General features: G+C 54.8%; 24 protein-coding genes. 19 read left to right on the top strand and 5 right to left on the bottom strand.

Going from position 1 to position 24,702, the window contains the following annotated elements:
• Window positions 1-45: 45 nt before the first annotated feature.
• From C0039_RS04895 to C0039_RS04885, 3 genes are read right to left on the bottom strand one after another with little or no spacing between them, the layout of a single operon-like run.
• The gene (locus C0039_RS04895) at window positions 46-2,091 is read right to left on the bottom strand and encodes an oxidoreductase (protein ID WP_076001925.1); all 2,046 of its coding nucleotides are present in this window, start codon (window positions 2,089-2,091) and stop codon (window positions 46-48) included.
• A 46-nt stretch (window positions 2,092-2,137) separates the two neighbouring features.
• Complete coding sequence (locus tag C0039_RS04890; protein WP_076001924.1) at window positions 2,138-2,521, bottom strand: YybH family protein; 384 nt, start codon at window positions 2,519-2,521, stop codon at window positions 2,138-2,140.
• Between the two features lie 56 nt (window positions 2,522-2,577).
• Window positions 2,578-3,750: an FAD-dependent oxidoreductase gene (locus C0039_RS04885; RefSeq protein ID WP_101517412.1), complete on the bottom strand. Its 1,173-nt coding sequence runs from the start codon at window positions 3,748-3,750 to the stop codon at window positions 2,578-2,580.
• A 383-nt stretch (window positions 3,751-4,133) separates the two neighbouring features.
• Here C0039_RS04885 and C0039_RS04880 point away from each other — a divergent pair, with 383 nt between their 5' ends.
• Both C0039_RS04880 and C0039_RS04875 read left to right on the top strand, forming a co-directional pair.
• The gene (locus C0039_RS04880) at window positions 4,134-5,597 is read left to right on the top strand and encodes a flavin monoamine oxidase family protein (RefSeq protein ID WP_084179949.1); all 1,464 of its coding nucleotides are present in this window, start codon (window positions 4,134-4,136) and stop codon (window positions 5,595-5,597) included.
• Between the two features lie 107 nt (window positions 5,598-5,704).
• Window positions 5,705-6,076 (top strand): c-type cytochrome, encoded by a 372-nt coding sequence (locus C0039_RS04875; protein ID WP_133125940.1) that lies wholly within the window; start codon window positions 5,705-5,707, stop codon window positions 6,074-6,076.
• 175 nt (window positions 6,077-6,251) lie between these two features.
• Here C0039_RS04875 and C0039_RS04870 read toward each other — a convergent pair whose 3' ends face one another.
• Window positions 6,252-7,406, bottom strand: a complete 1,155-nt coding sequence (locus tag C0039_RS04870; protein WP_207796370.1) for an MFS transporter — start codon at window positions 7,404-7,406, stop codon at window positions 6,252-6,254.
• A 447-nt stretch (window positions 7,407-7,853) separates the two neighbouring features.
• Here C0039_RS04870 and ndpH point away from each other — a divergent pair, with 447 nt between their 5' ends.
• From ndpH to C0039_RS04830, 8 genes are all read left to right on the top strand, one after another.
• Window positions 7,854-8,606 (top strand): maleate isomerase, encoded by a 753-nt coding sequence (gene ndpH, locus C0039_RS04865; protein ID WP_076001920.1) that lies wholly within the window; start codon window positions 7,854-7,856, stop codon window positions 8,604-8,606.
• A 10-nt stretch (window positions 8,607-8,616) separates the two neighbouring features.
• Complete coding sequence (locus C0039_RS04860) at window positions 8,617-9,399, top strand: alpha/beta fold hydrolase (RefSeq protein WP_076001919.1); 783 nt, start codon at window positions 8,617-8,619, stop codon at window positions 9,397-9,399.
• Between the two features lie 29 nt (window positions 9,400-9,428).
• The gene (locus tag C0039_RS04855) at window positions 9,429-10,460 is read left to right on the top strand and encodes a 2,5-dihydroxypyridine 5,6-dioxygenase NicX family protein (RefSeq protein WP_076001918.1); all 1,032 of its coding nucleotides are present in this window, start codon (window positions 9,429-9,431) and stop codon (window positions 10,458-10,460) included.
• A 54-nt stretch (window positions 10,461-10,514) separates the two neighbouring features.
• The gene (locus tag C0039_RS04850; RefSeq protein ID WP_076001917.1) at window positions 10,515-11,144 is read left to right on the top strand and encodes an isochorismatase family protein; all 630 of its coding nucleotides are present in this window, start codon (window positions 10,515-10,517) and stop codon (window positions 11,142-11,144) included.
• Between the two features lie 88 nt (window positions 11,145-11,232).
• The gene (locus C0039_RS04845; RefSeq protein WP_076001916.1) at window positions 11,233-12,162 is read left to right on the top strand and encodes an alpha/beta fold hydrolase; all 930 of its coding nucleotides are present in this window, start codon (window positions 11,233-11,235) and stop codon (window positions 12,160-12,162) included.
• A gap of 56 nt (window positions 12,163-12,218) precedes the next feature.
• Window positions 12,219-12,914, top strand: a complete 696-nt coding sequence (locus C0039_RS04840; protein ID WP_076001915.1) for a TetR/AcrR family transcriptional regulator — start codon at window positions 12,219-12,221, stop codon at window positions 12,912-12,914.
• Window positions 12,915-13,265: 351 nt separating this feature from the next.
• Complete coding sequence (locus tag C0039_RS04835) at window positions 13,266-13,733, top strand: (2Fe-2S)-binding protein (RefSeq protein ID WP_076001914.1); 468 nt, start codon at window positions 13,266-13,268, stop codon at window positions 13,731-13,733.
• On the top strand, window positions 13,730-15,979 hold the full coding sequence (locus C0039_RS04830) for a xanthine dehydrogenase family protein molybdopterin-binding subunit (RefSeq protein WP_101517410.1): 2,250 nt from the start codon (window positions 13,730-13,732) through the stop codon (window positions 15,977-15,979). The genes C0039_RS04835 and C0039_RS04830 overlap by 4 nt, the downstream gene beginning before the upstream one ends.
• 243 nt (window positions 15,980-16,222) lie before the next feature.
• On the opposite strand, the gene C0039_RS04825 is transcribed toward C0039_RS04830, so the two are convergent.
• Complete coding sequence (locus C0039_RS04825; RefSeq protein WP_101517409.1) at window positions 16,223-17,737, bottom strand: arylsulfatase; 1,515 nt, start codon at window positions 17,735-17,737, stop codon at window positions 16,223-16,225.
• Window positions 17,738-18,056: 319 nt separating this feature from the next.
• Here C0039_RS04825 and C0039_RS04820 point away from each other — a divergent pair, with 319 nt between their 5' ends.
• The 9 genes from C0039_RS04820 to C0039_RS04780 all read left to right on the top strand — a co-directional run bounded on the left by C0039_RS04820 (window position 18,057) and on the right by C0039_RS04780 (window position 24,665).
• On the top strand, window positions 18,057-18,398 hold the full coding sequence (locus C0039_RS04820; protein WP_076001910.1) for a hypothetical protein: 342 nt from the start codon (window positions 18,057-18,059) through the stop codon (window positions 18,396-18,398).
• 26 nt (window positions 18,399-18,424) lie between these two features.
• On the top strand, window positions 18,425-18,850 hold the full coding sequence (locus C0039_RS04815) for a hypothetical protein (RefSeq protein ID WP_101517408.1): 426 nt from the start codon (window positions 18,425-18,427) through the stop codon (window positions 18,848-18,850).
• Window positions 18,847-19,671, top strand: coding sequence for an SDR family oxidoreductase (locus C0039_RS04810; RefSeq protein ID WP_133125939.1), 825 nt, complete (start codon window positions 18,847-18,849; stop codon window positions 19,669-19,671). Before C0039_RS04815 ends, C0039_RS04810 begins: the two co-directional genes overlap by 4 nt.
• A 460-nt stretch (window positions 19,672-20,131) precedes the next feature.
• Entirely contained in the window at window positions 20,132-21,142 is a 1,011-nt protein-coding gene (locus C0039_RS04805; protein ID WP_101517406.1) for a thiamine pyrophosphate-dependent dehydrogenase E1 component subunit alpha, read from the top strand.
• An 18-nt stretch (window positions 21,143-21,160) separates the two neighbouring features.
• Window positions 21,161-22,195: an alpha-ketoacid dehydrogenase subunit beta gene (locus C0039_RS04800; protein WP_076001907.1), complete on the top strand. Its 1,035-nt coding sequence runs from the start codon at window positions 21,161-21,163 to the stop codon at window positions 22,193-22,195.
• A gap of 16 nt (window positions 22,196-22,211) precedes the next feature.
• The gene (locus C0039_RS04795) at window positions 22,212-22,457 is read left to right on the top strand and encodes a lipoyl domain-containing protein (RefSeq protein ID WP_076001906.1); all 246 of its coding nucleotides are present in this window, start codon (window positions 22,212-22,214) and stop codon (window positions 22,455-22,457) included.
• Between the two features lie 9 nt (window positions 22,458-22,466).
• Complete coding sequence (locus C0039_RS04790) at window positions 22,467-23,138, top strand: dihydrolipoamide acetyltransferase family protein (RefSeq protein WP_076001905.1); 672 nt, start codon at window positions 22,467-22,469, stop codon at window positions 23,136-23,138.
• Between the two features lie 4 nt (window positions 23,139-23,142).
• Entirely contained in the window at window positions 23,143-23,880 is a 738-nt protein-coding gene (locus tag C0039_RS04785) for a lipoyl protein ligase domain-containing protein (protein ID WP_076001904.1), read from the top strand.
• Entirely contained in the window at window positions 23,877-24,665 is a 789-nt protein-coding gene (locus C0039_RS04780) for a hypothetical protein (RefSeq protein ID WP_101517405.1), read from the top strand. The genes C0039_RS04785 and C0039_RS04780 overlap by 4 nt, the downstream gene beginning before the upstream one ends.
• The last annotated feature ends 37 nt before the right edge of the window (window positions 24,666-24,702 follow it).

Below are 24,702 nucleotides of genomic sequence, written 5' to 3'. Positions count from 1 at the left end.
TTTTGCCGCATGAGGCGATTCGCGGATGGTCAGGTATGGTGAGGCTTAGCCGGCACCAGCGTCTTCGTCAGGGGTATCGATCTTGCCGTATGAAATTCCAGCGAGGCGACCATCATGTGTCGACTGTGCAATGAGTGCCGGACTGACACAATCTCCGATCCGCTCTAGCGAATTGACGAGTTTGTCTTCCTGTTTCTGCTGTAACTGATAATAGAGCGAGTCACTCGCCAGTTGGCCTGTTACCAGGACCACCGCGTTGGAGGAGAGACGAGACTCTTTCCCCGTCAGCTGCTCCGTTACGTGCACAGAGGTTTCTTCTATTGAGGAAATCGTATTGCCGACCAGAATTTCTACGCCGGACTCCCTCATGGTTCGTACGATGTGATCAAACTCCAGCGTGTTTATCGTCCAGGGCGCTGGGATCGCTGCTGAGGTCACATAGGTGACCTTGCACCCCGCAGACACGAGCTTATCCACTATGACTGTGGCCATGTAATAATAGTCGTCGTCGTAAACAATCACATCTCCCTCAGGAAGATCACCGTTCAGGATTTCCTCTGGAGAGTAGACCTGTGAGCCATCCCAGCCGGGAACAGGATCGAGATGGCTTCTACCGGTTCCATCCCGGCGCCATGTAGCGCCCGTGGCGACGATCACGTGATCTGCTTCGAAGCCCTCGACATCGTCAGCAGTCAATGGGCTTGCCAGATACATCTGGACGTTGGGCATGAGTTGGAGTTGGCCCACTCTGTAATCAACCACTCGCCCCCAGGCGCTCAGCCGAGGCATTTTACGTTCCTTAACAAGACGCCCGCCCCATTCTTCGCCTGCATCTGCAATGGAGACCTGGTATCCACGTTTTCCCAGGGTAAGCGCAGCTTCCAATCCTGATGGGCCTCCGCCAATGACCAAAATGTTTTTCGACTCGTCATGGGCCGGGGGTACGCGCTCCGGGTGCCAGTTTTTGCGGTGTTCTTCTCCCACTGATGGGTTTTGTGTGCAACGGATCGCTGTATTGTTCATGACTTCTGCAGCGCAGGCATTGCAACCAATGCATTCCCTGATGCGGTCAATCTCGCCTTCGTTGATTTTATTGGGCAGAAATGGGTCTGCTATCGAAGGGCGGGCCGAGCCTATAATGTCTAGAATGCCGCGATTAATCTGGCTTACCATCGCATCAGGTGACGTAAATCTCCCAACACCGACAACCGGTTTGCTCGTCACTTGCTTAACAAAGCTTACGAACGTTTCCTGTTCCCCTTCTTCAAAAAAACGGGAGCTGCCACTGTCCCAGGCCCAGTCTGATACATTCACATCCCAGAGATCGGGGATATCGGCCAACGCCTCTACCACTCGTCGACCGTCTTCCCGGATGTTCAGGCTTGAGGGTTGCTGTCTGTCTTCTACTGCAAACCGAAACGCGATTGCACAGGTATCTCCGACGGCATCTTTCAGGTCTGACAAAACCTCTTTTATGAGTCGAACCCGGTTTTCAAAAACTCCGCCATACTCATCCGTTCGCTTATTGGTGCGCTGCATAAGGAAGTCCTGCAGCAATGACAAATCATGAGAGCAATAGGCATAAATAATGTCGAAGCCTGCTTTTTGCGCTCGTTTAGCCGCCTTCGTATACCATCCACGAAATTCGGCGATGTCTTTCTTGTCCATTTTGCGAGCGCCGACTGGGTTGTTGTACAGGCGCGGGAACTGCGCAGATGGAGATATCGGATGTTGACGATACGACCAGGAGGGGCATGATGCACCAACATGGGCCAACTCCACTCCTGCCAGAGAGCCGTGTTCATGAATGGCGGAGGTTAGTCGGGACATAGGTTCGATAAAATCATCAGATGATAGCCGAGTACATACAAATGGTGCATGGTCCGACGTTTCGTGAATCATGGTTTCCCCGGTGCACACCGTCCCCCAGCCGCCTTCAGCGCGGGCCTTGCGATAGGCGATCATCTCATCCATCTTTCCCATGCCGAGAGAATCTGCATGTGGCACTACGTAGAAGCGGTTCTTCATTGTTACAGGGCCGATTTGAATCGGTTCAAACAATTTATCGTAGCGTTGATCGCGATCGGACATCGTGCAGACCCTTTTGGTGATTGCTCTCGAAAACTTGTGTGAAAGATCAGCTGATCGGCTCAACCAGCACTTCTTTGGCCTTTATATAGCAGTCTTTTAAAAGGACCCGGGCGCCATCAAAAACAAGTATATCCAGACCTCGCATCATGCTTACCGAATTGTCAGCGCCGGTAATCCGTAATGTCCAGGTAACGAGAGCTTTCTCTGACGCAGGGTCGACGATAGTCTCCTCGACCGTGTAGGCCAGGTCCCCAAAAGAGCCGTCAAAGATGGGAGTCATCGCTGCGCGGATTTCAATCTTGCCTGCGTGTACATTTCCAAATTCGTCGATATATCGACCTTCATCCGAGAAGTCCGCTAACGCACCCTCTAGATCACTGGCGTTAAAGCGGGCCATAAAGTTCGCTACATGTTCTTCTAACTCTGTCATGGGACAGTTCCTTTTTTTGAGTTACCAACGTTCGTTTTCGAGAACAGTTGATAGAGTCAAAACTTCGTTTCCATTTTTTCGGTGAATTGAAATTCCTGTCGCATCAGATCCTTGTCTTTACTTACTTTCCTGAACCACTCAATGCAGTCGTCCTTCTGTTGTCCTGGCTGCGAGTAATAGAGTCTCCTGAGATTGTCGCTGGCTCGGGGCGATACAAGTTCAGTGAATATTCGGCGCCGGTCTGTCTCGTAATATTCCAGCAAATTTTCATCTGCGCCGTCATGCAGTACTCGGTTCAGCGCCTCTGTCAGCGCGAAGGCGTCGAACATACCGCCAGTGAGACCCAAACCCCCGGTAGGATTGGTGACATGTGCAGAGTCGCCGACCAGCAGGACGCGACCCACACGCATTCTGTCGGCAACGCGTTGATGCATCCGATAGGGCGCATAGTCATCCAACTCATACGGGATATCAGGCAAGTGGTTCACAAACATCGCTGCAATGCGCTCTGGAATCTCCTCTTCAGGCAAGTCCGGGTCCTCCATAAAGGTAACGCGCCATAGCTGAGATTCATCTATCCTGCACAGTACAGCACCATGCTTGTCATCCAACTGCATGGTCGTGTCCGGGAAATTCAAGCTTGAAAGGTCAATGCGCGTATTGGTAGCGATGTAGCGCATTGGCCAGGTGATACCAAAGAAGTTCAGCCCCAGGATATCCTTGCGTATCGAACTGGCGGCGCCGTCTGCAGCGACCAGGTAATCGCCTTCAATAGCGCCCTTGCCATTCGGCCCGTCTACTTCCACGGTAACGCCGCCCGAGTGCTCTACACAGCCAACACATCGGGTAGATCTCTCGATATGAGCGTTCGGCAGACGTTCCAGATGCTTGGCAGCTATGTCGGAGAGCAAGCCCTGATGAAGGTGTAAGGCGTAAGGATGCGGCGTGCTGTCATCCAGGCAGTCCATTGACCAGTAAATCATTTCTTCGGAGCTGTGAATCCTCCACGCGAAACCTTGTCGGGTAAAGCCGGCCTTCACGCAGTCCTCAAGCAAGCCGAGGCGCTCAAGGTACGGCAGTACCGGGTGGTGGTAAACAAGCGCCCGGGGGCTATCGTTCAACTTATCAAGCGCTTCGACAACTGTCACCCTGGTGCCTGCCTGTGCAAGTCCTAACGCGGTTAAAAGTCCTGCTGGCCCTCCGCCTGCAATGATTACGTGTTGTGTCATAACCGCTCTCTCCTTATGAAGTCATGTTTCGGTGTGTGCAAGGGCGTGCTTGTCTCTGCGGGTCGCTGTCAGGCAAGCTTCCAATGGGGTTTGGTGTACTAGAGGAGTCATCGGCGCACGCAAACGGACTAGGGGTGTTGTTAACGTGCTGGTGAGTACAAGTGCCCGAAAGTATCTGATTGGCTTGTGCTGAAATTCGGGCTTCTTTCATTTTGGCCTCAAGGTTGACCTTCGATACAGATATTGGTAATGTTTAATTGCTCAGGTGCGCAATATAATTGACCTTAGCAACAAGTTTTGACCTAGTCAATGCCTGATCGACTTTTGTGCTGCCAAAAGTATTGCAGCTGCCTTCTCAGTGCGAACCAAGGGGATCTGTGAAAATGAAAGACGAAAGCAATAGTGGGTCGATTACTCGACGAGGGGTCTTAATGGCCGCCGCGGCCGTCTCTGCTGGAACAGCCCTTCAAAGCTGCGCGCGTCCCGGCGATAGTGCTGCGGAGGCGCCAAAGGCAAAATCTCATGACCTGGATTTTGACGTTGTAGTTATAGGCGGAGGCTTCGCCGGTGTTACGGCAGCGAGGGAGTTAGGCGTTGACGGCTATCGAGTGCTCTTGCTTGAAGCGAGGCCGCGATTGGGCGGGCGTACTTTTACTGGTAAGTTCCAGGGCAAGAAAGTTGAATACGGCGGTGCTTGTGTGCATTGGATCCAGCCTCATGTGTTTGCCGAGATGCAACGTTATGGCAAGGGTTTCGAAGAGGTTCCGCTAGTTGATCTTGATGCTACAAATGTAATGCTCTCAACAGGCGAAATTCGAAGAATCTCTCCGGAAGAGTTCATTCGTGAGTATGACTTTGCGATGGAAGCATTTAATGCACGCTCCCTTGAGCTGTTTCCACGGCCTTATTCCCCGTTCTTCAATCCGGAAGTACTTGCGTTGGAAAACGTTTCAGCCGCGGAGCATATTGAGACTCTTGGACTCAACGAAATCCAGAAGGCAACATTGAATGCGGAAATGACGTTGTACGCGGGGGCTCCTACGACCGAGTACAGCTACACCAGCTTTGTGAAGTTGTTTGCGCTTGCTGCATGGGATTATTACATGTTTACCGACTCCGAGAAGCACTACAAAATCGCCGACGGAGGCACACTCGGCTTATGTAAAGCGATTCTTGATCACAGTGGTGCAGAGGTGCGCCTGGGTAAAGTCGTATCTGCGATCACACAGGAACAGGACTCTGTGCGTATCGAAACCACAGACGGGCAGGTGGTAACAGCGAAAACGACGGTTATTACCGTCCCTACAAAAGTCTATGACAGCATTAGCTTCAGCCCGGGGCTGTCGAACGAAAAGCAGGCGTTTATTAAAAATGCTGAGATGTGTGATGCCGCGTGTATGTTTGTACGCTTCAAGCAGAATATTGGAAATACCTTCTCTTTTTGTGACGACCCCAATCCTTTCTCGGCAATACAGACTGAGTACTTCGATGATCAGATTGGTACAATCGTAAAGGTGACGCTTGCACGACAATCACTCATAGATATTAATGATCAAGATGCTGTAAAGAAGGAGATGAAGCGTCTCTTTCCAAATGTCGATATTGTCGCAATATCCAGTTACAACTGGGCCACTGACCCCTTTTCCCGTCAGGGTTGGCCGTCTTACCGTGTCGGCTGGTTTAGTAAGTATAAAGATATGGCGAAACCGGAAGGGAGGCTGTACTTTGCCGGAGGTGCGACAGCAGATGGATGGCATGAGTACATTGACGGTGCCGTAGAAAGCGGGATTCGCGTCGGTCGCGAGGTGCGAGAAGCTCTCGGCCGGGAGTTGGGTTCGCGGGAATGATGTTCATTACAAGACCGCAATCCTATCGAGCCTCGCTTCTTCCGCTTTTGGTTTCTGTCCTGGCTGCTTGCTCTTATGAGGGCGGGAGCAGTCATGGCGCTGCTGGAGTGAACGAATCAGTTGACGTCAGCGACTGGGAGGAGATAGCTGAGAAAGCGACCGCGGCATCAGTGGTTAAAGGGGAAGCGCTTTTTCAGATGTGTACGGGTTGCCACAGTTTTGAGGAGGGCGAGCCTTCTCCCGCCGGGCCGGGCTTATTCGGCTTTGCGGGCCGCAGGGTTGGCTCGCTGGAGGCGTATCCGTATACGCAGGCATTGGCGAACTCAACGGAGCGCTGGACCGTTAGTCACTTCGACGCATTTATCGCATCGCCATATGATGTTTATCCTGGGACGGGAATGGCATTTTCAGGCTTGAAAAACGAGTTAGATCGACAAGCCTTGATTGCTTTCATCGGGGCGAGATTATCTGAGCCGTGATCTGCACGACTGCACGGTGAGAGTATCAACACTAGAGCCGCCTCTGTTACAGAGGTCGATACAGGCAGGGGTATTTCAAGCCGGCCTGACGTTTTGGCACACTAAAAAGCTGCGGTCTACGACTTTCACCTGGCAGGCCAGATAATCCATCGGGGTGGGTCCTGGAACGGGGTGGCTAAGTGGCCGCAATTCGGGCCAATGATCTTTTACGAGCACGAAGCGCCATGGCAGAAACCAGTAGAGCTGCAAGTAACGCGGGTGCCGGCGCAATGACGAAAACTACCGACAGCGAAGCCCCCGTCAAGGCCCCTGCGGCTATCGCCGGCCCGATAGACTGTGCGGCTACTGTTGCGATATACATCATTCGAGTCAGGTGTTCTTCCGGGTCGTTCTCCGCCGTCAGGGCCATGTAGTAGGCGAGTCCCATATTCCACGCAGAAGCATAAAGCCCGAAAGAAATTGTGTAGAGTGATACCGAGTCAGCCAGGTAGAGTGCTGCCAGCGAGGCAAGAAGGAGTAAAGTGGTGAAAGCGATCCATTTTAAGCGACCACCAACCGCACCGAAGATTAACGGGACTGTACTTCCAAACGCAGAAAATATGAAACCCAGCGCCAGGGCGTTGGCCACGCCTGCCTGATCCAGGCCATTTGCAAGGCCTACGCGCTCAACATACCCATACACAATATTTACGCTGATGCCGAAAAGAAACAGGGCGGCGAGTGCAGCCCAGCCTGTGGCCTTGGTGTGCGATATATCCTCCGCCAGATGCGGCTCCTCCACCTTGTCGGATTGACCGCCAAGCTCGCGCGACAGGAAGAGTGCGAGGATGAGCCCCAAAGCAAGCCAGAGTGCTCCGGAGCCCAGGCTGGCGGAAAAGCCATACTGCGTGCGCAGGGCATCAAGAAGCCAGACTGCCACCGCCGAAAGAAACATGCCCAGCGCCAGTCCAACACCAAAAGCACGATCCGGTGAAGCTGCCCGCGCCAGTATGCAGGCTGTCACCGTCGTGATCATTACAACACCAAAACCAGAGAGAAACCTCACCACGGCAAGCACGAAATAGGTGTCGGCTACTGCAGTCAGGACATTTGCCAGCGTTGCAAGGAGTGAGGCGGCAACGATCAGGCTGCGCCATCTGTATCGCGGCATCATGAAGTAACCCGCGACAGCGCCCAGAATGCCCCCAGCCTGGTCTATTGTCTGGACAAAACCTGCCTGGGATAGCGTTAGCCCAAGGGCATCAACGTACATTCCAATGAAGAATGGCGCGATGTCTATTAGGATAATTGAAATGGCATAGATTAGCGCCGCCAGGGCAAGCGTCCTCATAGGATTGCTACCCAGTTTTGGATTTTTATCCCCCATGTCTAGCGGCTCCCTTGCGAATAATCTGGTTATTATCAATCTTGGTTACCGGGACATTACACGACACGTAATTGTTCGTCTATACAATAAACTGAACGCAACAGCCAAAAGAACCTGGGCGCTTTCAGTCGGCTGGGGATATCCATGCTAACTTTCGGCTCGGTTAAGTCGTAACTGTTCTCTTTTTTCTATCGAATGATAGGCATGCGTTGGGGTGATAAAAAGCGCCCGTAGTCGCAGGATTTTAAGTAGTTTGCTCAGTTCAGGAAACGAAGAGATCCCTCCGGGATCGAAGCCTTCGCGAGGAAAGTAGTCACCAATCTAATTGCCACTTTACGTTCTTGCCACCGTCCGAGTTTTAATTATATACTTGAACAATATAATATTGATCTGCTGCGCTGTGGGGCTTGTATGACGAATTACAGAATTGGCCAGATAGTACCGAGTTCCAATGTCACAATGGAAACTGAGATTCCGGCGCTTCTCCGTGCTCGAGAGGGTGTTTCACCGGAGAGGTTTACCTTTCACTCTTCACGCATGCGAATGAAGAAAGTGACAAAAGAGGAGTTGGCCGCCATGGACGCGGCCAGTGACCGATGCGCGCTTGAGTTGTCCGATGCGAAAGTCGATGTAATGGGTTATGCCTGCCTGGTCGCGATTATGTCGATGGGGAGGGGCTATCATCGAGAATCTCAAAGCCGCCTGCATGAGGTGACGAAGGATAACGAGAGTCCCACACCGGTGGTTTCTTCTGCTGGAGCATTGGTGGAGGGCATCATGGCGCTGGGTGCCAGGCGCGTTGCAGTGGTTGCTCCGTACATGAAGCCACTGACAGAACTTGTAGTTGACTACATTGGTAGCGAGGGCATCGAAGTTGTTGAATGGCGAGCACTCGAAATCTCTGACAACCTGATGGTCGCAGCCCACGATCCGAGTAAGCTTCCCGGGATTGTAGCGGGTATGCAGCATATCAGCGATGTTGATGCTGTCGTCCTTTCAGCATGTGTCCAGATGCCTTCCCTTCCCGCGGTGGCCCTGGTTGAGGCGCAGACTGGCAAGCCAGTGCTGACCGCTGCGATCGCTACGACCTGGGCGATGCTTAAGGCTCTCGACCTGGACACTCGCGTGCCGGGTGGCGGTGCATTGCTCTCCGGCGCCTACTGAGGGATTTATCATGTTTGGTTTTAATGTTCAGGCGAATGGAATACGACAGCATTTGATTCAGTATGAAGGTTCTGGGCCAGATTTGTTAATAGTGCCGGGGATTACTTCACCCGCTATCACCTGGGGCTTTGTCGCAGAACGGCTTGCTGAAAACTTCAATGTTTATGTTCTGGATGTGCGAGGAAGGGGGCTTAGTCAGGCCGGGCAGCTTGACTATTCTCTTGATGCAATGGCCAAAGATGTCGTCGCCCTGACAAATACCGATTATTTTGACAGGCCCCTGGTGCTTGGCCATTCCATGGGAGCGCGTACAGCGATCCGTGCGGCAAGGAATGCACCAGAGGCTTTCTCGGGCATGATTCTTGTCGACCCGCCAATGAGTGGCCCGGGAAGAAGGGATTACCCCTCCCCATGGCCCTGGTATGAGGACTCTATCTTAATGGCTCAAAAGGGCTGTTCTGCTGAGGCAATGCGGGACTTCTGCCCGACCTGGACAGACCAGCAGCTAGCACTCAGGGCGGAGTGGTTGCACACCTGTCAGTTGGATGCCATCGAAATTGCCTACAAGGGTTTTCACAGTGACGATATCCATTCAGATATCCCCTCTCTCAAACTACCACTTCGCCTTGTTGTCGCGGGCGGGGCGCCGGTGATAAGCGATAGTGACGTTGAGGAGTTAGTCGAACTTGCACCGCATCTTGAGGTGCGGGTCGTTGAAGGTGCTGGCCACATGATTCCCTGGGATGACCTGGAAGGCTTCTTTGCGGCGGTTTCTGATTTCGCCTGCCCTTAAAAATACCAGAACTTGGAGTTATAGCGTCAATGGATCATGCCAGCTTTGCTGAAATTTGCCTGCATCAACTTAAAATGTCGGGTGTTCGAGAAGGTGAGCGCGTCACTGTTCTGACACAAGGTGACGAGCGGCTGGATTATGCAGATGCGTTCCTTGCTGCGGGTCGCCGCCTGGGGGCGAGTATTTATCATATCCGCTTACCCCCTCCGCCAGTGCAAGGGAACTGGGCCGTTGGTCAAACGGTGCTGGCATCCATGCCAGAGGTGGTTGAAGCCCTCAAAACCTCGGATATGCTGATTGATTGTGTATTCCTTCTGTTCTCACCAGAGCAAATGGCGATTCAGGCGGCGGGGGCCAGGATACTGACCGTGGTTGAACCGCCTGAGTTGCTGGCGCGCATGCTGCCCAATAAGGCGCTTCGTGAGAAAGTTGAGTTTGCGGGTGAGTTGCTTGCCAAGGCAAGTCATATGCGAATTACTTCGCCTCACGGAACGGATGTGTCATACCAACTGAATACCTACCCGACGCTGACAGAATATGGGTGTACAGATGAGCCGGGACGCTGGGATCATTGGCCTTCCGGGTTTGTCTTTACCGGCGGAGACGACGACGGCGTTGACGGCCAGATTGTCGTGGCGCCCGGCGACGTGCTGTTACCGCAAAATATATATGTTCGTGAGCCTATTACCTACACTATCGAGAAGGGGTGGATCAAAGATATCCGCGGAGGCGTTGAGGCCGATCTGGTTAACGCTTATATGGCCTCGTTTGGTGACAGGCAAGGCTATGGGATGAGTCACGTGGGTTGGGGAATGAACCCAGATGCCAACTGGCATTCGATGGTGCCTGGATTGTTTCCGGGCGGTATGGGCATGGAAGCGAGAAGCTACCTGGGTAACGTAATGTTCTCAACGGGCCCAAACAACGAATTGGGCGGCAGCAACAATACCCACTGTCACCTGGATATCCCGATGAGGGGGTGTTCTCTGTTTCTTGATGATGAGGCGGTCGTCATCGACGGAAAAATGGCATTGGAGAGTTTGATGTATGACGGGAAATAGTGCGTTTCCAGTTTGGCGGTCTGCACCGATGCCACCGATTACAGGCGCGCTGTGATGTCTGATCAGGACAGCGTTTATCATACAGCGGGCTTTGGTGGAGGCGTGCCGCGTGGCGTGCGCCCTGCAATTGTTGTCGTTGACTTTGCTTATGGGTTTACCGATACGCAATACCCCACAGCAGCCGATATGGGCGCGGAAATCGCGGCAACCAGAACGTTAACGGACTTTGCCCGCTCTGTTGGCATCCCGGTGATTTATACGACCATCGCCTACCAGCCGTGGGAGATCAAGGCACTGCCGTGGCTCCAGGTGGCCACAGGAATGGCTGCTTTGCAAGTCGGTACGCGTATGGTAGAAATCGATCAGAAAACAGGAATCCAGAATTCAGACACAGTGATAGTGAAGCATGGGGCTTCAGCTTTTTTTGGGACAAACTTGTCTGCTCTTCTCACGGGAGCCCGCGTTGATACGCTGGTGGTGACGGGCGCAACCACGTCTGGGTGTGTGCGTGCCACGGTGGTTGATGCTGTTCAGTCCGGGTTCAATGTGCTGGTGCCGAGTGATTGCTGTGCGGACAGAGCGTCTGCGCCGCATGCCGCCAACTTATATGATATGGCGCAAAAGTATGCGGACGTTACTGATTCAACTGACGTGCTCACTTGGCTAAGGGCGGTGTCTGGTTAGCAACACAGGTTCTTTCACGACGAAATGAGATGCGCGATCCCCTGCATGGATTGAGTGACTCGGACAGGCGATTGTTGCAGGGAATCAGATGAACCACTATAGCTTACAGGATTTTGGCGGGCGCTTTTTAACGACCGGCAGTATAGCCGTAGGGGATAAGACCTATCCCGGTGTTTCTGCATATGTCGAGTGGTTTATACCCGAAGCGCACCGTGACGTGTCTGTGACTTTCGTTCACGGCGGAGGAGGTCAGGGGTCTGAGTTTCTGCGCACACCCGATAATCGGCCGGGATGGGTGCACGCGTTTCTCGCTGCCGGTTATCCCGTATATCTGCTTGATCGACCCGGTCATGGCAGGTCTTTCTGGAACGATTCTGTGCTGGGCGCGTCAGTCGCTGCCCCGGACTACGACCTTTTGTACCCGAGATTCGTTGAGCCGGCAAAACACGCCTTGTGGGAGGGTGCCGCTTCGCACTGCCGTTGGCCCGAAGATCCTTGTTGCGGCGATCGCTTCATGGCAAGTCAGGGCGCCATGGGCATTACGCTTGAGGCTGCTCAGCGCCATGTGGAGGCCATAGCCGGTGAGCTTTTTGAGCTTACTGGCTCTACGGTTATCCTCAGTCATTCCGCTGGAGGGCCTTGTGGTTGGGCGCTGGCCGCGCTTGGAGGCGAGATGGTGGAAGCCATTATCGCGATTGAGCCGTTAGGCTACCCCGGGCAGGAGCATATGCTTGGGCGTTTTGACAACGGATTGGTGGCAGCACCATTCGCAGGCGATGCAAACCCCTACGAGCGGCCGGTGTTGGTGGTAACGGGGGAGGCAACATGGATGCGTGAAGCCAACGCAATCGCTTTTGAATTCCTGCGTGCTCAGGGTCATGGTGCAGAGCACATCAGGTTAGAAGAGCGAGGCATTACCGGGAACGGGCATATGATGATGTCAGAGACAAACAGTGATAAGATCGCAGGCCTGCTGCTAAGTTGGTTAGCTGAACTCTGGGTCGCCACTGAAAACTGATGTGCGTCTCACGCCGAGGCTCTTGGCCTCATCATAATCCCTGACGAAAAGAACACATGAATGCGACAAGCGTAGCCTCGAAAAAGAAAGCAAAAAAAACTACTAGTCGTAGGCCGGGGCGTCCAACCAAAGATGCTGATTTGCGAGAAGAGATCCTTAACCACGCGGAGATTGTCTTCGCCGAGGGTGGGTATCTTGGGTCGAGTACTCGCCAGATCGCTGTGTGTGCAGGAGTTACCCAGAGCCTGGTGCGTTATTATTTCAGCAGCAAAGAGCAACTTTACCGTGAGGTGTTTTTGCGGCGAGGAAAGCTACTGGCCACGAAACGCCTGGAATTGCTTGATGAACTAACCGGTTCTGAGAATTCATATGAGGTGGAGGACGTGATTATGGCGTACCTCAAGCCGCAATGGGATATGAAATATGACGAAAATGGCGGGGCGGCGTTCGTGCGCCTTCAGGCTCGTCTTCACTCCGAGCCCGAAGAGCAGGCTCTGCGTTTGCGCAAAGAAATCTATGACGGCCCTGTGAAGCGCTATTTGAAAGTGCTGGGCCTCTTACTGCCCCATGTGCCGACTACAGTACTCAGTGTTCGGATGTCGTTTCTTGTGGGTACATACATGTTTATGTTGAATGATCTGGGGCGAGTTGGTGATTTTACCGACGGGGAGGTCACTTCCCTGCAGGGTCGCGAAATGCTGGCGCAGCTCGTGAGTTTTCTTTCCGCTGGCTTGCGCGCAGATCCGCCTTAAGCGAAAACCCTTCCACGAATTTCGTACGAAATTCAGACATTATGCTGTTGTGTGAGTGGCGCTATAGCACCCCCGACAGCCTGCCCGATGTAATTTCCTGTTCTTTCTCCCGCTCCCTGGTCTTCCTGAATTGCAATATATATTGTTCGAATATACAATTATGGGGAGGGTCAGGTGTGATGGCTTGTGTTCCGTATCTGAAAACTACATGAACTCAACCTGGTCCCAATACGATATCAGGCCGGTATACGGGTGCTATCGGGATCCAACCCGATATAGCGTGTAGATCCCCGTATCATTGTCGATTGCGGCACCAACCAAAGTGGTCATGGAGTTGCTCGGGAGTTCGATATGATCAACATGCGAGTGAATAATCAGGACATCACGGTTGAAGTCGACGGAGACACTCCACTGCTTTGGGTTATCCGTGACGCGCTAAAACTCAAGGGCACGAAATTCGGGTGCGGAGTGGGTCAGTGTGGTGCATGCACCGTGCATGTTGATGGAGCGCCTGTGAGAAGTTGTAGCTTTCCCGCGAGTGGTGCCCATGAACGAGAGATTACAACAATTGAGGGCCTGTCCGCCCACGGTGAGCATCCGGTGCAACAAGCCTGGCAAGAGCTCAGTGTCTCACAATGTGGTTACTGCCAGTCCGGGATGATCATGTCGGCAGTGGCGCTTCTGAATAGCAACTCCTCCCCTGATGACGCAGATATCGACAAGGGAATTACCAACATTTGCCGGTGTGGCACCTATGTCCGAATACGCGATGCGATAAAAGCAGCGGCGGACAGCCACGCTGGGGAGCCTGAGTCATGAGCGAGTTCAAGCTTGATCGCCGTTCCTTTCTCGGCGGTATTTTGACGGCTTCGGCAGTGGCTGCTTTCCCCATCATGGTTTGCGGCGTCTCTACGGCTGAGGCGTCGGAACAGCCGGTCGAAATCCTGTATTGGGTAACAGTAAATAGCGACAATTCGGTAACTTGCATCATTCCGCAATCCGAGCTTGGCCAGGCGGTGACCACGACCATCTCTCAATTGTTGGCCGAAGAGCTGGAAGTCAACTGGTCTACGGTGCGTACTGAATTCTATGACCCCAATACAAACCTTGATAACAACAACATGTATGTATGGACTACAACCATAGGTAGTATGTCCGCTCATTACCTCTTCGACCCTGCTCGGGTAGCCGGCGCACAGATTCGGACAATGCTGGTAGAGGCTGCGGCAGCCCATTCGGGATGGCCTGTATCCAGTTTTGTTGCGTCTGAAAACTTTGTCCATCACAAGACGACAGGGAAGAAGTTCTCCTATGCCGAATTGGCCCCGCTGGCCATAGATATCGCACCTCCCCCCGCCGATCAGTTACAACTGAAGCCGGCCGGTGAGTGGAAACTGATTGGCAACTCAGTAGATAGAGTCGACCTGAAAGCAGCTACCACCGGGAGCATCCAGTACGGTATCGACGTTGAAGTGCCCGGTATGCGCTACGCTGCAATCAGGCAGTGTCCGGTATTTGGTGGAAAGATAAAGAACCTTGATGACTCTGCGCTGAAAAACCTCGCCGGGTCCCCTGTCGCAGTGCGGCTAGGCGGCGGCCATGCGGGATATAATTCACCGGTGCCGGAGGGTGAAGACCCGGATTTATGGGCTACTCCGGCAATTACCAGTGATGCGGTGGTTGTTGTGGCAGATACCTGGTGGCAGGCAGAGAAAGGCCTTGATGCGCTAAAGATCGAGTGGGATGAGGGAACACACAAAAACCACTCCAGTCGCAGCCTGGAAAATACGCTGTCGAAGAAACTAGACGCTCCGCTGTCTTTCACGATGTCCAGAGGCGATGTTGACGCAGCGATGAAGTCTGCGTCACGAACTCACAAAGCGGAATACCGGTATCCTTTCATGGATCCCGCGCCGCTTGAACCGCTGAACTGTACTGCGCTTTTCAACAAGTCAGGGGTGACAATCTGGTCCAGTAGCCAATATGCCGATGAAGCGGTTAGAGTCGTGGCCGAACTCACCGGTCTCCCGAGAAACCAGGTTAGTTTTCGCATGATGAACGCGGGCGGAGGATTTGGCCGCCTTGCGGAAAATGACTTTGTCTATCAGGCTGTTCAAATAGCGATGGAATTTCCTGACACTCCCATAAAGCTGCTGTGGAGCCGGGAAGAATGCATTAGAAAAAGCTTTTACGCTCCGCTAACTGTAGCCAGATACGAGTCTGCCATAGATTCGGATGGAAAGATTTCTGCATGGGTATGCCGGGCGGCCAGCGTTCAGGGAGGTGACCAGGCCTACGGCGCGACGGAATTTCCGTTTTATTTCCCTAACTCGCTCATTGAATATGACCGCTCTACACCCAGCCCGCTTCCCTTTGGCTGGATGCGTGGCGTAGGTTACACGCAGCACCTGTGGATGAACTTCGGTTTTCTGGACGAAGTGGCGCGGCTCTCAGGTAAGGACCCTGCCAACGTCTACCGTGATTTATTACATGAGTCCAAAGTGCCTTTGGACACCAGCGAATACGACATTGCCGTGGCGCGCGCAAAGACCTTACGTCGCGTACTTGAGGAGACCCTTAAATGGACGGCCTGGGATACGACTGCAGTACCCCGGGGTTCGGGTCGGGGGATTGTGGTCAGCGATAGTGAGTACTACGCCGGATATGGTGTTTCTTCAGCCAAAGCAGCCGTTGTCGACGTGACTATCCAGGCTGATAATTCGCTTTCAATCGATAAAGTATCCATCGCAATCGATTGTGGGACTGTTATCAATCCCGATGTCGTCAAAGCTCAACTGGAAGGCGGTGTGGCTTACGCGCTAACCAATGCGTTTCATAGTGAGATCACTGTGAAGGACGGCAGAGTACAGCAAAGCAACTTCCATGATTACCCAATTCTCAGAATGCACGAAATGCCAAAAGTGGACATCAAAATACTCCCCGGGACGGGAACGCCCCTGAGTGTGGGAGAGGACTCCGTACCGATCACAATCGCGGCGTTGACCAATGCCATCGCGGATGCCGGTGGCCCTAGAGTTCGCAGTCTGCCAATAAAGATGAGCTGACACCTGTGTTGGTCTCCCAGCGCATCGTGTGTGCCGCGATTCACTTTGGTCGCGCAAAGCACTATGTCATACGCTAGTGCGAGCGCTCGGTGGAGAGCTTATTCTGTCTGTACCGGAGACATGGTCTACAGTTACAGGGAGCATAGTTGTCAATTCCGGCACAAAAGGATAAGCGGCGGGTTCAATCCGTCCCACATCCTCATCGAAGAATCCCAGGCAACCTAAAGACTTCAGTGCTTTCCCCTAGGATCCCATAGCCGCTTGTTTCTTAAGTTTATTCAGCGAACGCTCCAGGAGTTCTGGCTTGAAAAACGGGATATTGACCTGTGCGTCGCTGCGCTTGTCGGCGCCCGGTTGTATGAGACCAAAATTGTTTACGCTGTAGACGAATGGCATGACTTCCTGCAGCAGGGGGGCCAGGGTCCACAGATAGGACTGGTGCGCGATATCATGCGATTCCTTGGGGTCAATCATGGTGTTGTAGACCCGCGGCGCCCAGAGGTCGCGATAGGTGGCGTTGGTTCGTTCCACGCCTTCTTCCCTGAGGTAGATCTTGAACTGTTTCCACTTCACGGCTATCAGGGTGTCGTCATGGAAGAAGAGCACCGACTCGCGTGCTGAGCGTTGGGTTTCGCCGGTGAAAAATGGCAGCTGGTTGACGCCGTCATAGGCGCGATCATCCGGAAGTTCGGCGTGCGCCAGGGCAGCGAAGCTGGGCATGAAATCATGAATGGACACGATCTCATTACTCACCTTCCCCGGTGTCACCTTGCCGCGCCAGCGCAGTATCATCGGCGTCCTGATCGAGCCCTCATGCACGGTACCAAGGTAGCCGCGGAAGGGGCCGGTGTCGCCAACGTGGGGGAACTCCGCCCGATCAGGGCCGTTATCGCTGGCGTACACCACCAGGGTGTTCTCGTCCAGGCCGGCAGCCTGGAGTGCGTCGAGGACCTGGCCAACCCGATGATCGTGTTCAACCATCGCGTCAGCGAAGCGCCCGTTGCCGGTGATGCCGTCGAAATCAGGGTGGGGCAGCGAGGGGTGATGTACCAGTGAAAAAGGCAGGTAGAGGAAAAATGGCTTGTCATCCCCGGCGCGTTCGCGGATATAGCTGATCGCGCGCTCGGTAATGGTCTCATCCACCAGGGGCCGGGCCTCCAAATTATACTCACCCGCAGGTTTAGCGCCGGATTCTGCTGTGCCCTCGTAGAAGGGAAAGCTCGGCAGCAGGCCTTCCTCGAAGCCAATGGCGTGGGGGAAACTGGCCACGTCGGTACTGTTGGGGAAGCCCCACCAGATGTCGAAGCCCTGGTCCGTGGGGAAACGCCCTTCACTCGCCCCGATATGCCACTTGCCGAACATGGCGGTGTCGTAGCCTGCATCGCGGAACATTTCCGCCATGGTGTATTCCCAGGGCGCCAGACCCTGGGGTATACCCGGCACGGGCACCGCCCGGGTCGTACCGGAGCGGATCGCGTAGCGGCCGGTCATCAATGCCGAGCGCGAGGGTGTGCACTCGGCCTCAACATTGAAGTTGGTGAAGCGGAGGCCCTGGTTGGCGAACTCGTCGAGTCGCGGCGTAGGTGCGCCGCGCACAGCGCCGCCACCGTACGAACCGAGATCGCCGTAGCCCAGGTTGTCCGAGAGCATGAAAACAACATTGGGACGCTCGTCCGCTGCCGTGTCAGCGGCAACGAAGCCAGCGAAGAGCGGTGCCGCCAGAAAAGCCGACAACAGGATCAGTAACTTATTGTGCATGCCCGACACACCTTTTGTGCTGTGAGCGCAGCATCGTATCAAAATCACAGAGCGACGGGGAGCGAACCATCGACCATTGGTGGATGTTGTAGTGCCCGCCGCTAAATAAGCCGAGACCAGGCTTGTCAACCCGAGTGCCAAGTGCCGGCGCTAGCTACAAAGTCCCGAACCGCTACTGTCGTTCTCATGCTGTCACCAAAACAAAACTTTGTGACGCCAAATATAAAGAACCGTCGAAGTGCAGGAGCTATAGTGTTCGAAATTTGTTTGTCGTCAGGTACGCGCTGTGACACCGACAATCTCTTACTGGTTGACTGCGATGGCATTCGGCATTGGTGCGGAAGCCGTTGCCAGGTCAGCGCGATGGTGGATTTACCACAAACCGAGTTCGCCAGTAATCAATGTGCTGCTGATGTTCGGCATTGTCATGGGCACGCTGTCCGCACAGGTTACCCAATGGGGCGCGCTGCAGGTTACATTGATTGCCTTTGCAATTGGCTATATCTATGAAATCGCCAACTTCAAATGGCTGTGCTGGTGGTATTTCCCGGATAACAAATTTCTCGTCTTCCGCGGCGAGCAGGGCTGCGCGATCTCGGTAGCATGTCTGTGGGCCGCCATCCCTGTTTCGGTCGACGGGGTCTTTCGGTTTCTCGTCTAATCTGCAGAAAAAAAGGTGCTGACAACATGAACCAAAGTGACTTCAAGGCCAGTAAGGCGATCCAGGTTACTCTCTGGGTTACCGCAGTAGGCATTGTCGCTTACTGGATATCCTATTTTACCGACGGCACGGTGCATTCCACGGCGGATTCCTGCTACCACATATTCCAGCGGAACTTTCCCGCGCCGGATGGCATGATCGCGATCTGCGCTATCGCTACCGCCGTAGGCCTGGGCAAAGCCCGTGAATGGAGTATCTACACCGGTATGACTGCCGTGGGCGGCCTGCTGTTTCTCGCGCTGATCGATATTTCGTATAACGTCTGGAACGATATGTACAATGGTATGCACGGGCCGATGGTGATGGAGACAGTCATCAATATTTTTTGCCTTTCCGTCTCGGCAATCATCACCCGTTACCTGTGGGTAAACCGCGAGCACTTGAGGTCGTGAATGGGTCGACTCCGCAGTCGCAAGAAGAAGTCGTGCTCATTACCGGCGCTTCGTCGGGCTTTGGCCTGCAGATGGCGGATAAGCTTTCAGCAGCCGGGTATCGCGTTTTTGGTACCGGACTGGAAGATGAACTCAGCCACCCCCGGGCCACTCTGTTGCAGATGAATGTCAATGACGATGATTCCGTGGATCAATGTGTCGACAGAATCATGGCACAGGCAGGGCGTATCGACGTATTGATCAACAACGCCGGTTTTGGCATCTGTGGCGCTGTAGAGGATACTTCTATTGAAGAGGCTCGAGCCCAGTTTGAAACGAATTATTTTGGCGCTATCCGCATGTTGCGCAAAGTGCTGCCGATCATGCGTAAGCAAGATTCTGGACGCATCATCGCGGTGGGCTCGCTCGGTGGTGAGATCGCGCTGCCTTTCCAGTCGCACTACTGTGCCACCAAGTTTTCGACACGGGCACTATCTGACGCGCTCAGGCTGGAGTTACACGGATCTCCCATCGATGCAACGGTCATTCAGCCAGGTGACTTCGCTACCGGCTTTACGGCCTCGCGGCGCTTCAGCAGCGAATCTCAAACCAGTCATTTGTCAGCGCAATTGAAGACGACCATGGCGATTGTCGAGCGCGACGAGAAGAATGGTGCCGATCCCGACCTGTTAGGGGATCTCTGTCTGAGACTGGTGCGCAAGCGCAAGCTGAAGCCAGTCTATAACGTGGGCGGAGCCGGCCAGCGCGCAGCTGCGCTGCTGAAGCGGCTGGTACCCGCGTCCTGGTTTGAAGCGCTTATGGTGTCCAGCTACAAGCTTTAGCGAGCTACCCGGCACCTTCCTTACAGAGTCGCTCGACTCACGCAGGTAGCACCCGGCGATACCAGAGTTCAGCAGGTGATGAGGCTGGCGTAGTGCAAGCCATTACGGCTTTTGCATTCATGTGGTGTCGTGCTGTTATTTGAAATCCCCGGTGACGCCATTCATAAACTATTTGTCGTTGATCCTAAAGTTTCTCTATGGGAAGCCACGTAGCCTGAGTACTCAGTCAACTAAGTATCCAGATGACAAAGCTAATGAAGGCTACTTGGAAAAAACAAGCTATTGCTGGTGGCGCCAGTCGAATTGACAGTGCTGTGGCCCAGCCCCATGTTCGCGGAGATCTGCTCATTTCGAACCGCTTCGGGGCGCGGGCACTCGGGCGCACGGATGTTCGGCGGGCAAGCGTCATCGACTGCTACACGAACCCTATCCTTTCAACCCACTCACAGGAACACTAGTCATGCCAGTTTCAGCAGCACAACAGCTTTGGATGTACGAGACCATGGTGTTGATCAGGGACTACGAGGATTACCTCGCCATGGCCTACTTCGACGGCAAGATGCCGCCAAATATCCAGAAGGGCCTGGCCTTTGATATCGGCGCCGGCACCATCCCGGGCGAAATGCACCTGTCGGCGGGCCAGGAGACGGCTGCCGTGGGTGTGTGTGCGCACCTGAAAGAAGGCGATTCGGTATGGGGCACGCACCGCACCCATCATTTCGCCATTGCCCACGGTGTAGAACTGAATGCATTGACCGCGGAGATTTACGGCAAGGTCACAGGCCTCTGTCGCGGCAAGGGCGGTCACATGCACTTGTTTGACCCGGCCACCAAGTTTGCCTGCACAGGCATTGTCGGTGGCGGTATTCCCCATGCTGTCGGGGCTGCACTGGCGGCGAAGAAGCGCGGCAAGGACTGGGTTGCCGTGGCCGAGTTTGGTGAAGGCGCGTCCAATGAAGGGGCGTTTCACGAGGCGCTCAATATGGCGTCACTGTGGCAATTGCCGGTAGTTTTTGTCTGCCAGGACAATAACTACGGCATCTCCGTACCCAAGTCCGTTTCGACCTCGGTGGAGTCGATAGCCGAGCGTGCTTCGGCATACAACATGCCCGGCATCAGCGTTGGCGAGGTTGATCCGGAAGCTGTCTTCGAAGCAGCCGGCCAGGCGGTTGAGCGTGCGCGGAGCGGCGGTGGCCCCACTCTCATCGAAGCGAAGGTATTCCGCTATTACGGTCATTTCCAGGGCGATCCCGAGCCTTACCGGCCGAAAGGTGAGGTCGACAGCCTGCGGGAACAGGACCCGATTCCCGCTTACGCAGAGCAGCTCAAGCAGCAAGGTGTTTTGAGCGCCGAAGCGGAAACAGAAATCAAGTCGCGGGTGACTGCCCGCATACAAGCTGCCTTCGAGTTCGGCCAGGTCAGCGGCTATCCGGCCGCTGACGAGGCCTTCCAACACGTTTTTGCTGATTGAGCATCGGGAGACTAGCAGATGTCAGAGACTACTATTCGCAAGAAGGCCTTTTACCAGGCCATGACCGAAGCCGTCGCTCAGGAGATGGAGCGAGACGACGATGTTTTCGTGATCGGGGAAGATGTCGGCGCGATGGGCGGAGTGTTCCAGTCCACGCTGGGTCTGCACGCCAGGTTCGGCAGCGAGCGGGTCATGGATACGCCCATATCCGAAACCGGGATTATGGGTGTCGCCCTCGGCGCCGCAGCAGAAGGTTTGCGTCCCATTGCCGAGTTGATGTTTGTCGATTTCATGGCGGTCTGCTTCGACCAGATCATGAATGAAATCGCCAAGACCCATTATATGTCCGGCGGCGCCGTAAAACTGCCCCTGGTCATCACCGCGAGCACCGGGGGCGGCTTCTCTGACGCGGGGCAGCATTCCCAGACACTCCACGGTCTCTTTGCGCACGTGCCTGGTCTCAAAGTGGTAGCGCCATCGAATCCGCACGACGCCAAGGGTTTGATGACAACGGCGATCCGCGACAACAACCCGGTTGTGTACATGTTCCACAAGGCACTGATGGGTCTGCCCATCATGGGCTTCGTGGATGCGGAGATTGATAGCAACGTTCCCGAGGAATCCTACGCCATCCCCTTCGGCGAGGCGCGGATCGTGCGAGAAGGCAGCGATGTCACTATCGTCGGTTTTTCGCAGACAGTTGCCAAAGCCGTCGTAGCCGCCAGGCAACTGGAGGAACAGGGAATCGACGCTGAAATTATCGACCCACGCACGCTGGTGCCGTTTGATACAGACGCGCTGGTGAAATCTGTCAGTAAGACAGGACGCTTGCTGGTGGTCGATGAAGATTACCTGAACTATGGCATGACCGGCGAGATTACCGCACTGGTAGCAGAACGCCTGGACAGCATTACGCTGAAATCGCCCGTTCGCCGACTGGGCATCCCCGGGGTCTCCATACCCTACAGCCGCCCGCTGGAGTACGCGGCTATACCCCAACCCGATCATATCGTCGACGCAGTCACCGACATGATGAACCTGACCGTTGCATAAATTAGGAGACCAGAGAATGACGACTATCGTAAAACTCGCCGCTGAAGCCTGGGAAGACCTGGAGGACGATGCGGAAGCGCTTCTCGACGAATGGTTGGTCAGTGAGGGTGACACGGTAAGCGCCGGCCAGGTGCTGGCCAACGTGATGTTGATCAAGACCACTCACGAGATAAGCGCACCTGTCGACGGCACAGTGGTCAAGTTGCTGGTTGCCGAGGAAGACAGCTTCGGCCGTGATCAGCCCCTGGCTGAAATCGAGTAGGGCAGCGTCATGACGAGTGACAAGTTGATCCCCTTGAAAGGCTTGCGCGGCATGATTGCTCGCAACCTGAGCCAGGCCTGGCAAGCTCCAAGGGTGGCGCAGGGAATCCGCTTCAATGTTTCCTCCTGTCAGGCGCTGATTGAGCAACAGCGCCAGGAAACGGGGAAAAAGGTCACCATAACGCACCTGCTTATCAAGGCGCTGGCACAGACCCTGCAAAATCATCCGCTGGTCAACGCCACGCTGAGCGATGCCGGGGTGCAGTTGCATGACGAGGTCAATATCGCGCTGGCCGTGGCCACAGATGCGGGCCTGCTGGTGCCTGTTATCCGCAACGTGCAGAGCATGAGTACGCCCGAGCTGGTGGACGCGGTCGCAGACCTCGCGGAGAAAGCGCGCAGCAATAACCTGCCGGCTTCGGCATTCCAGGGTGGCACCTTTACGCTCAGCGCCCTCGGCAAGTCGGCAGTGGAGTGGTTTACCCCGGTACTGAACCCTCCCCAGGTTGGCATTCTGGGAGCAGGTTCCATCAGTGAAACAGCCTTAGTCGTCGACGGAGAGATTGCGATCGCCCCGGTCATGGAACTCACGCTCGTGTTCGATCACCGAGCCCTCGATGGCCATCCTGCAGCGCAGTTCCTCAGTGAATTGAAACAGCGCCTGGAACAGGCGGAGCTATAAAGCGATGCTCGCCCATCTCGAACAAGAACAGATCGAATCGACTATCAGCGGCGAGATCGACGGCCCCCGCTGGATGACAGGGCGCTACGCACAGGCCGCCGTCGTGCTTGGGCGATCGCAACGGGCGGATGCCATGCAGCTTGAACGCGCCTCCAGGTGCGCGCTGCCGATGGTGCGGAGAAAGTCCGGTGGCGGCGCGGTGATAGCAGGCCCTGAAATGCTCAGCGTCTCTGTCTTTCTGCCGGTACAGCACCGGCTCAGTCGATGCAGTGCAGTAGCCGCTTACAAATGGATTGGTGAGTTTTGGCGCTCGGTGCTGGCTCGTTACGGCGTGGATAGTCACCTGCTGGCTCCGGATGAAGCCAGGCGCTCTCAGCTCTCCGCCAGGCAACGTGGACTCGATTGGGCCTGTTACAGCTCGCTCTCCCACGGGGAACTGGTGGACCGGCACGGCAGGAAGTTGCTGGGTGTTGCACAGATCCGTAACCGACACTGCACCGCGCTGACAGCGGGCATGTATCTCAGTGCACCGGACTGGGGTTCCCTGTGTGAAGTCATGGTGGGAGATAGCAGCCAGGCCAGCGCGCTTCGCCACGGCAACGGTAGCCTGGAAGAGTTGACCGGTATTTCACTGCATGAACTCGCCGACAGCGTGCCGCAGGACATCGAACAGCAACTGGGAGTGACTCTGGGCGTTTCCGCCAACGAGGGTTCTCTGTACACAGAGAGGATAGAAAAATGACTGACAACTGGGCCAAAACCCCCATAGACATGAGCGACCTGGACCTCAGCGGCGACGGGCTGGCCACGAATTGGCCGCTGCTCCATGCCGGCAACAACGAGCCTTACCCCGAGGACCCGCAGGTACAGGAAGCCTGGCGCCGTTATCACCTGGGTGACTTCGCCGGGGCCGTGACGCTTGGGCGCGAAATCGGTGGCGAGGGCATCGTGCCGGCTGCGTTCGCGGCGACGATCTACGCGCAATACGTGGAGCAAGATGAAGGCAGGAAGTCAGCGTTGTTCCAGCAGGTAATCAAGTGGTGTGAAGAAGCGGAGGCCACGGGCTTGTCCACCGCCAACCTGCACTACATGCACGCGGTCAGCATGGGGCGCTACAGCCAGTTTATTTCCATGATCGAAGCCCTGGCGCAGGGTTTTGGCGGGCGCATCAAGGAGCAGGCGCAGAAATGCCTCGAGTTGGATAACGACCACGCCGAGGGGCATGTCACGCTTGCCGGTTGGCATGCCGCGATATCCGACCAGGCCGGCGCGCTGATGGCGAAGATGCTCTATGGCGCTGAGCGAGACGGCGCCTTTGAACACTACGATATTGCCGTTGCCCTCGCCCCCGATTCACCAGTGCCGCTGATCGAGTACGCCGACGGCATTGAGGTGATGTTCGGCGATAGCAAAAAGGCCGACATCATCGCAAAACTGGAGCAGGCCATGGAGAAGCGGGCAGTTGATGCCATGCAGCGGCTGGACAAAGAGAAAGCAAGGCAACACTTGCTGGCTCTCTCCGCATAGAGAACACCGCAAATTTTGATGCACGGGATAAATGGAA

The sequence above is a fragment of the Pseudohalioglobus lutimaris genome (assembly GCF_002866825.1).
Classification (GTDB): Bacteria; Pseudomonadota; Gammaproteobacteria; order Pseudomonadales; family Halieaceae; genus Halioglobus; species Halioglobus lutimaris.
Note: the sequence above shows the minus strand (reverse complement) of the source record. Positions and strands in the feature narration are given on the sequence as shown.

What these genes read in the sequence shown, in the direction of transcription:
- C0039_RS04800 (WP_076001907.1), top strand. Translation starts at nt 21,161, where the DNA reads ATGTCAGAGACTACTATTCGCAAGAAGGCCTTTTACCAGGCCATGACC.
- C0039_RS04840 (WP_076001915.1), top strand. Translation starts at nt 12,219, where the DNA reads ATGAATGCGACAAGCGTAGCCTCGAAAAAGAAAGCAAAAAAAACTACT.
- C0039_RS04885 (WP_101517412.1), bottom strand. Translation starts at nt 3,750, where the DNA reads ATGACACAACACGTAATCATTGCAGGCGGAGGGCCAGCAGGACTTTTA.
- C0039_RS04785 (WP_076001904.1), top strand. Translation starts at nt 23,143, where the DNA reads ATGCTCGCCCATCTCGAACAAGAACAGATCGAATCGACTATCAGCGGC.
- C0039_RS04895 (WP_076001925.1), bottom strand. Translation starts at nt 2,091, where the DNA reads ATGTCCGATCGCGATCAACGCTACGATAAATTGTTTGAACCGATTCAA.
- C0039_RS04795 (WP_076001906.1), top strand. Translation starts at nt 22,212, where the DNA reads ATGACGACTATCGTAAAACTCGCCGCTGAAGCCTGGGAAGACCTGGAG.
- C0039_RS04830 (WP_101517410.1), top strand. Translation starts at nt 13,730, where the DNA reads ATGAGCGAGTTCAAGCTTGATCGCCGTTCCTTTCTCGGCGGTATTTTG.
- C0039_RS04820 (WP_076001910.1), top strand. Translation starts at nt 18,057, where the DNA reads ATGGCATTCGGCATTGGTGCGGAAGCCGTTGCCAGGTCAGCGCGATGG.
- C0039_RS04815 (WP_101517408.1), top strand. Translation starts at nt 18,425, where the DNA reads ATGAACCAAAGTGACTTCAAGGCCAGTAAGGCGATCCAGGTTACTCTC.
- C0039_RS04870 (WP_207796370.1), bottom strand. Translation starts at nt 7,406, where the DNA reads ATGAGGACGCTTGCCCTGGCGGCGCTAATCTATGCCATTTCAATTATC.
- C0039_RS04880 (WP_084179949.1), top strand. Translation starts at nt 4,134, where the DNA reads ATGAAAGACGAAAGCAATAGTGGGTCGATTACTCGACGAGGGGTCTTA.
- C0039_RS04850 (WP_076001917.1), top strand. Translation starts at nt 10,515, where the DNA reads ATGTCTGATCAGGACAGCGTTTATCATACAGCGGGCTTTGGTGGAGGC.
- C0039_RS04780 (WP_101517405.1), top strand. Translation starts at nt 23,877, where the DNA reads ATGACTGACAACTGGGCCAAAACCCCCATAGACATGAGCGACCTGGAC.
- C0039_RS04805 (WP_101517406.1), top strand. Translation starts at nt 20,132, where the DNA reads ATGCCAGTTTCAGCAGCACAACAGCTTTGGATGTACGAGACCATGGTG.
- C0039_RS04790 (WP_076001905.1), top strand. Translation starts at nt 22,467, where the DNA reads ATGACGAGTGACAAGTTGATCCCCTTGAAAGGCTTGCGCGGCATGATT.
- C0039_RS04845 (WP_076001916.1), top strand. Translation starts at nt 11,233, where the DNA reads ATGAACCACTATAGCTTACAGGATTTTGGCGGGCGCTTTTTAACGACC.
- C0039_RS04855 (WP_076001918.1), top strand. Translation starts at nt 9,429, where the DNA reads ATGGATCATGCCAGCTTTGCTGAAATTTGCCTGCATCAACTTAAAATG.
- ndpH (WP_076001920.1), top strand. Translation starts at nt 7,854, where the DNA reads ATGACGAATTACAGAATTGGCCAGATAGTACCGAGTTCCAATGTCACA.
- C0039_RS04835 (WP_076001914.1), top strand. Translation starts at nt 13,266, where the DNA reads ATGATCAACATGCGAGTGAATAATCAGGACATCACGGTTGAAGTCGAC.
- C0039_RS04890 (WP_076001924.1), bottom strand. Translation starts at nt 2,521, where the DNA reads ATGACAGAGTTAGAAGAACATGTAGCGAACTTTATGGCCCGCTTTAAC.
- C0039_RS04825 (WP_101517409.1), bottom strand. Translation starts at nt 17,737, where the DNA reads ATGCACAATAAGTTACTGATCCTGTTGTCGGCTTTTCTGGCGGCACCG.
- C0039_RS04860 (WP_076001919.1), top strand. Translation starts at nt 8,617, where the DNA reads ATGTTTGGTTTTAATGTTCAGGCGAATGGAATACGACAGCATTTGATT.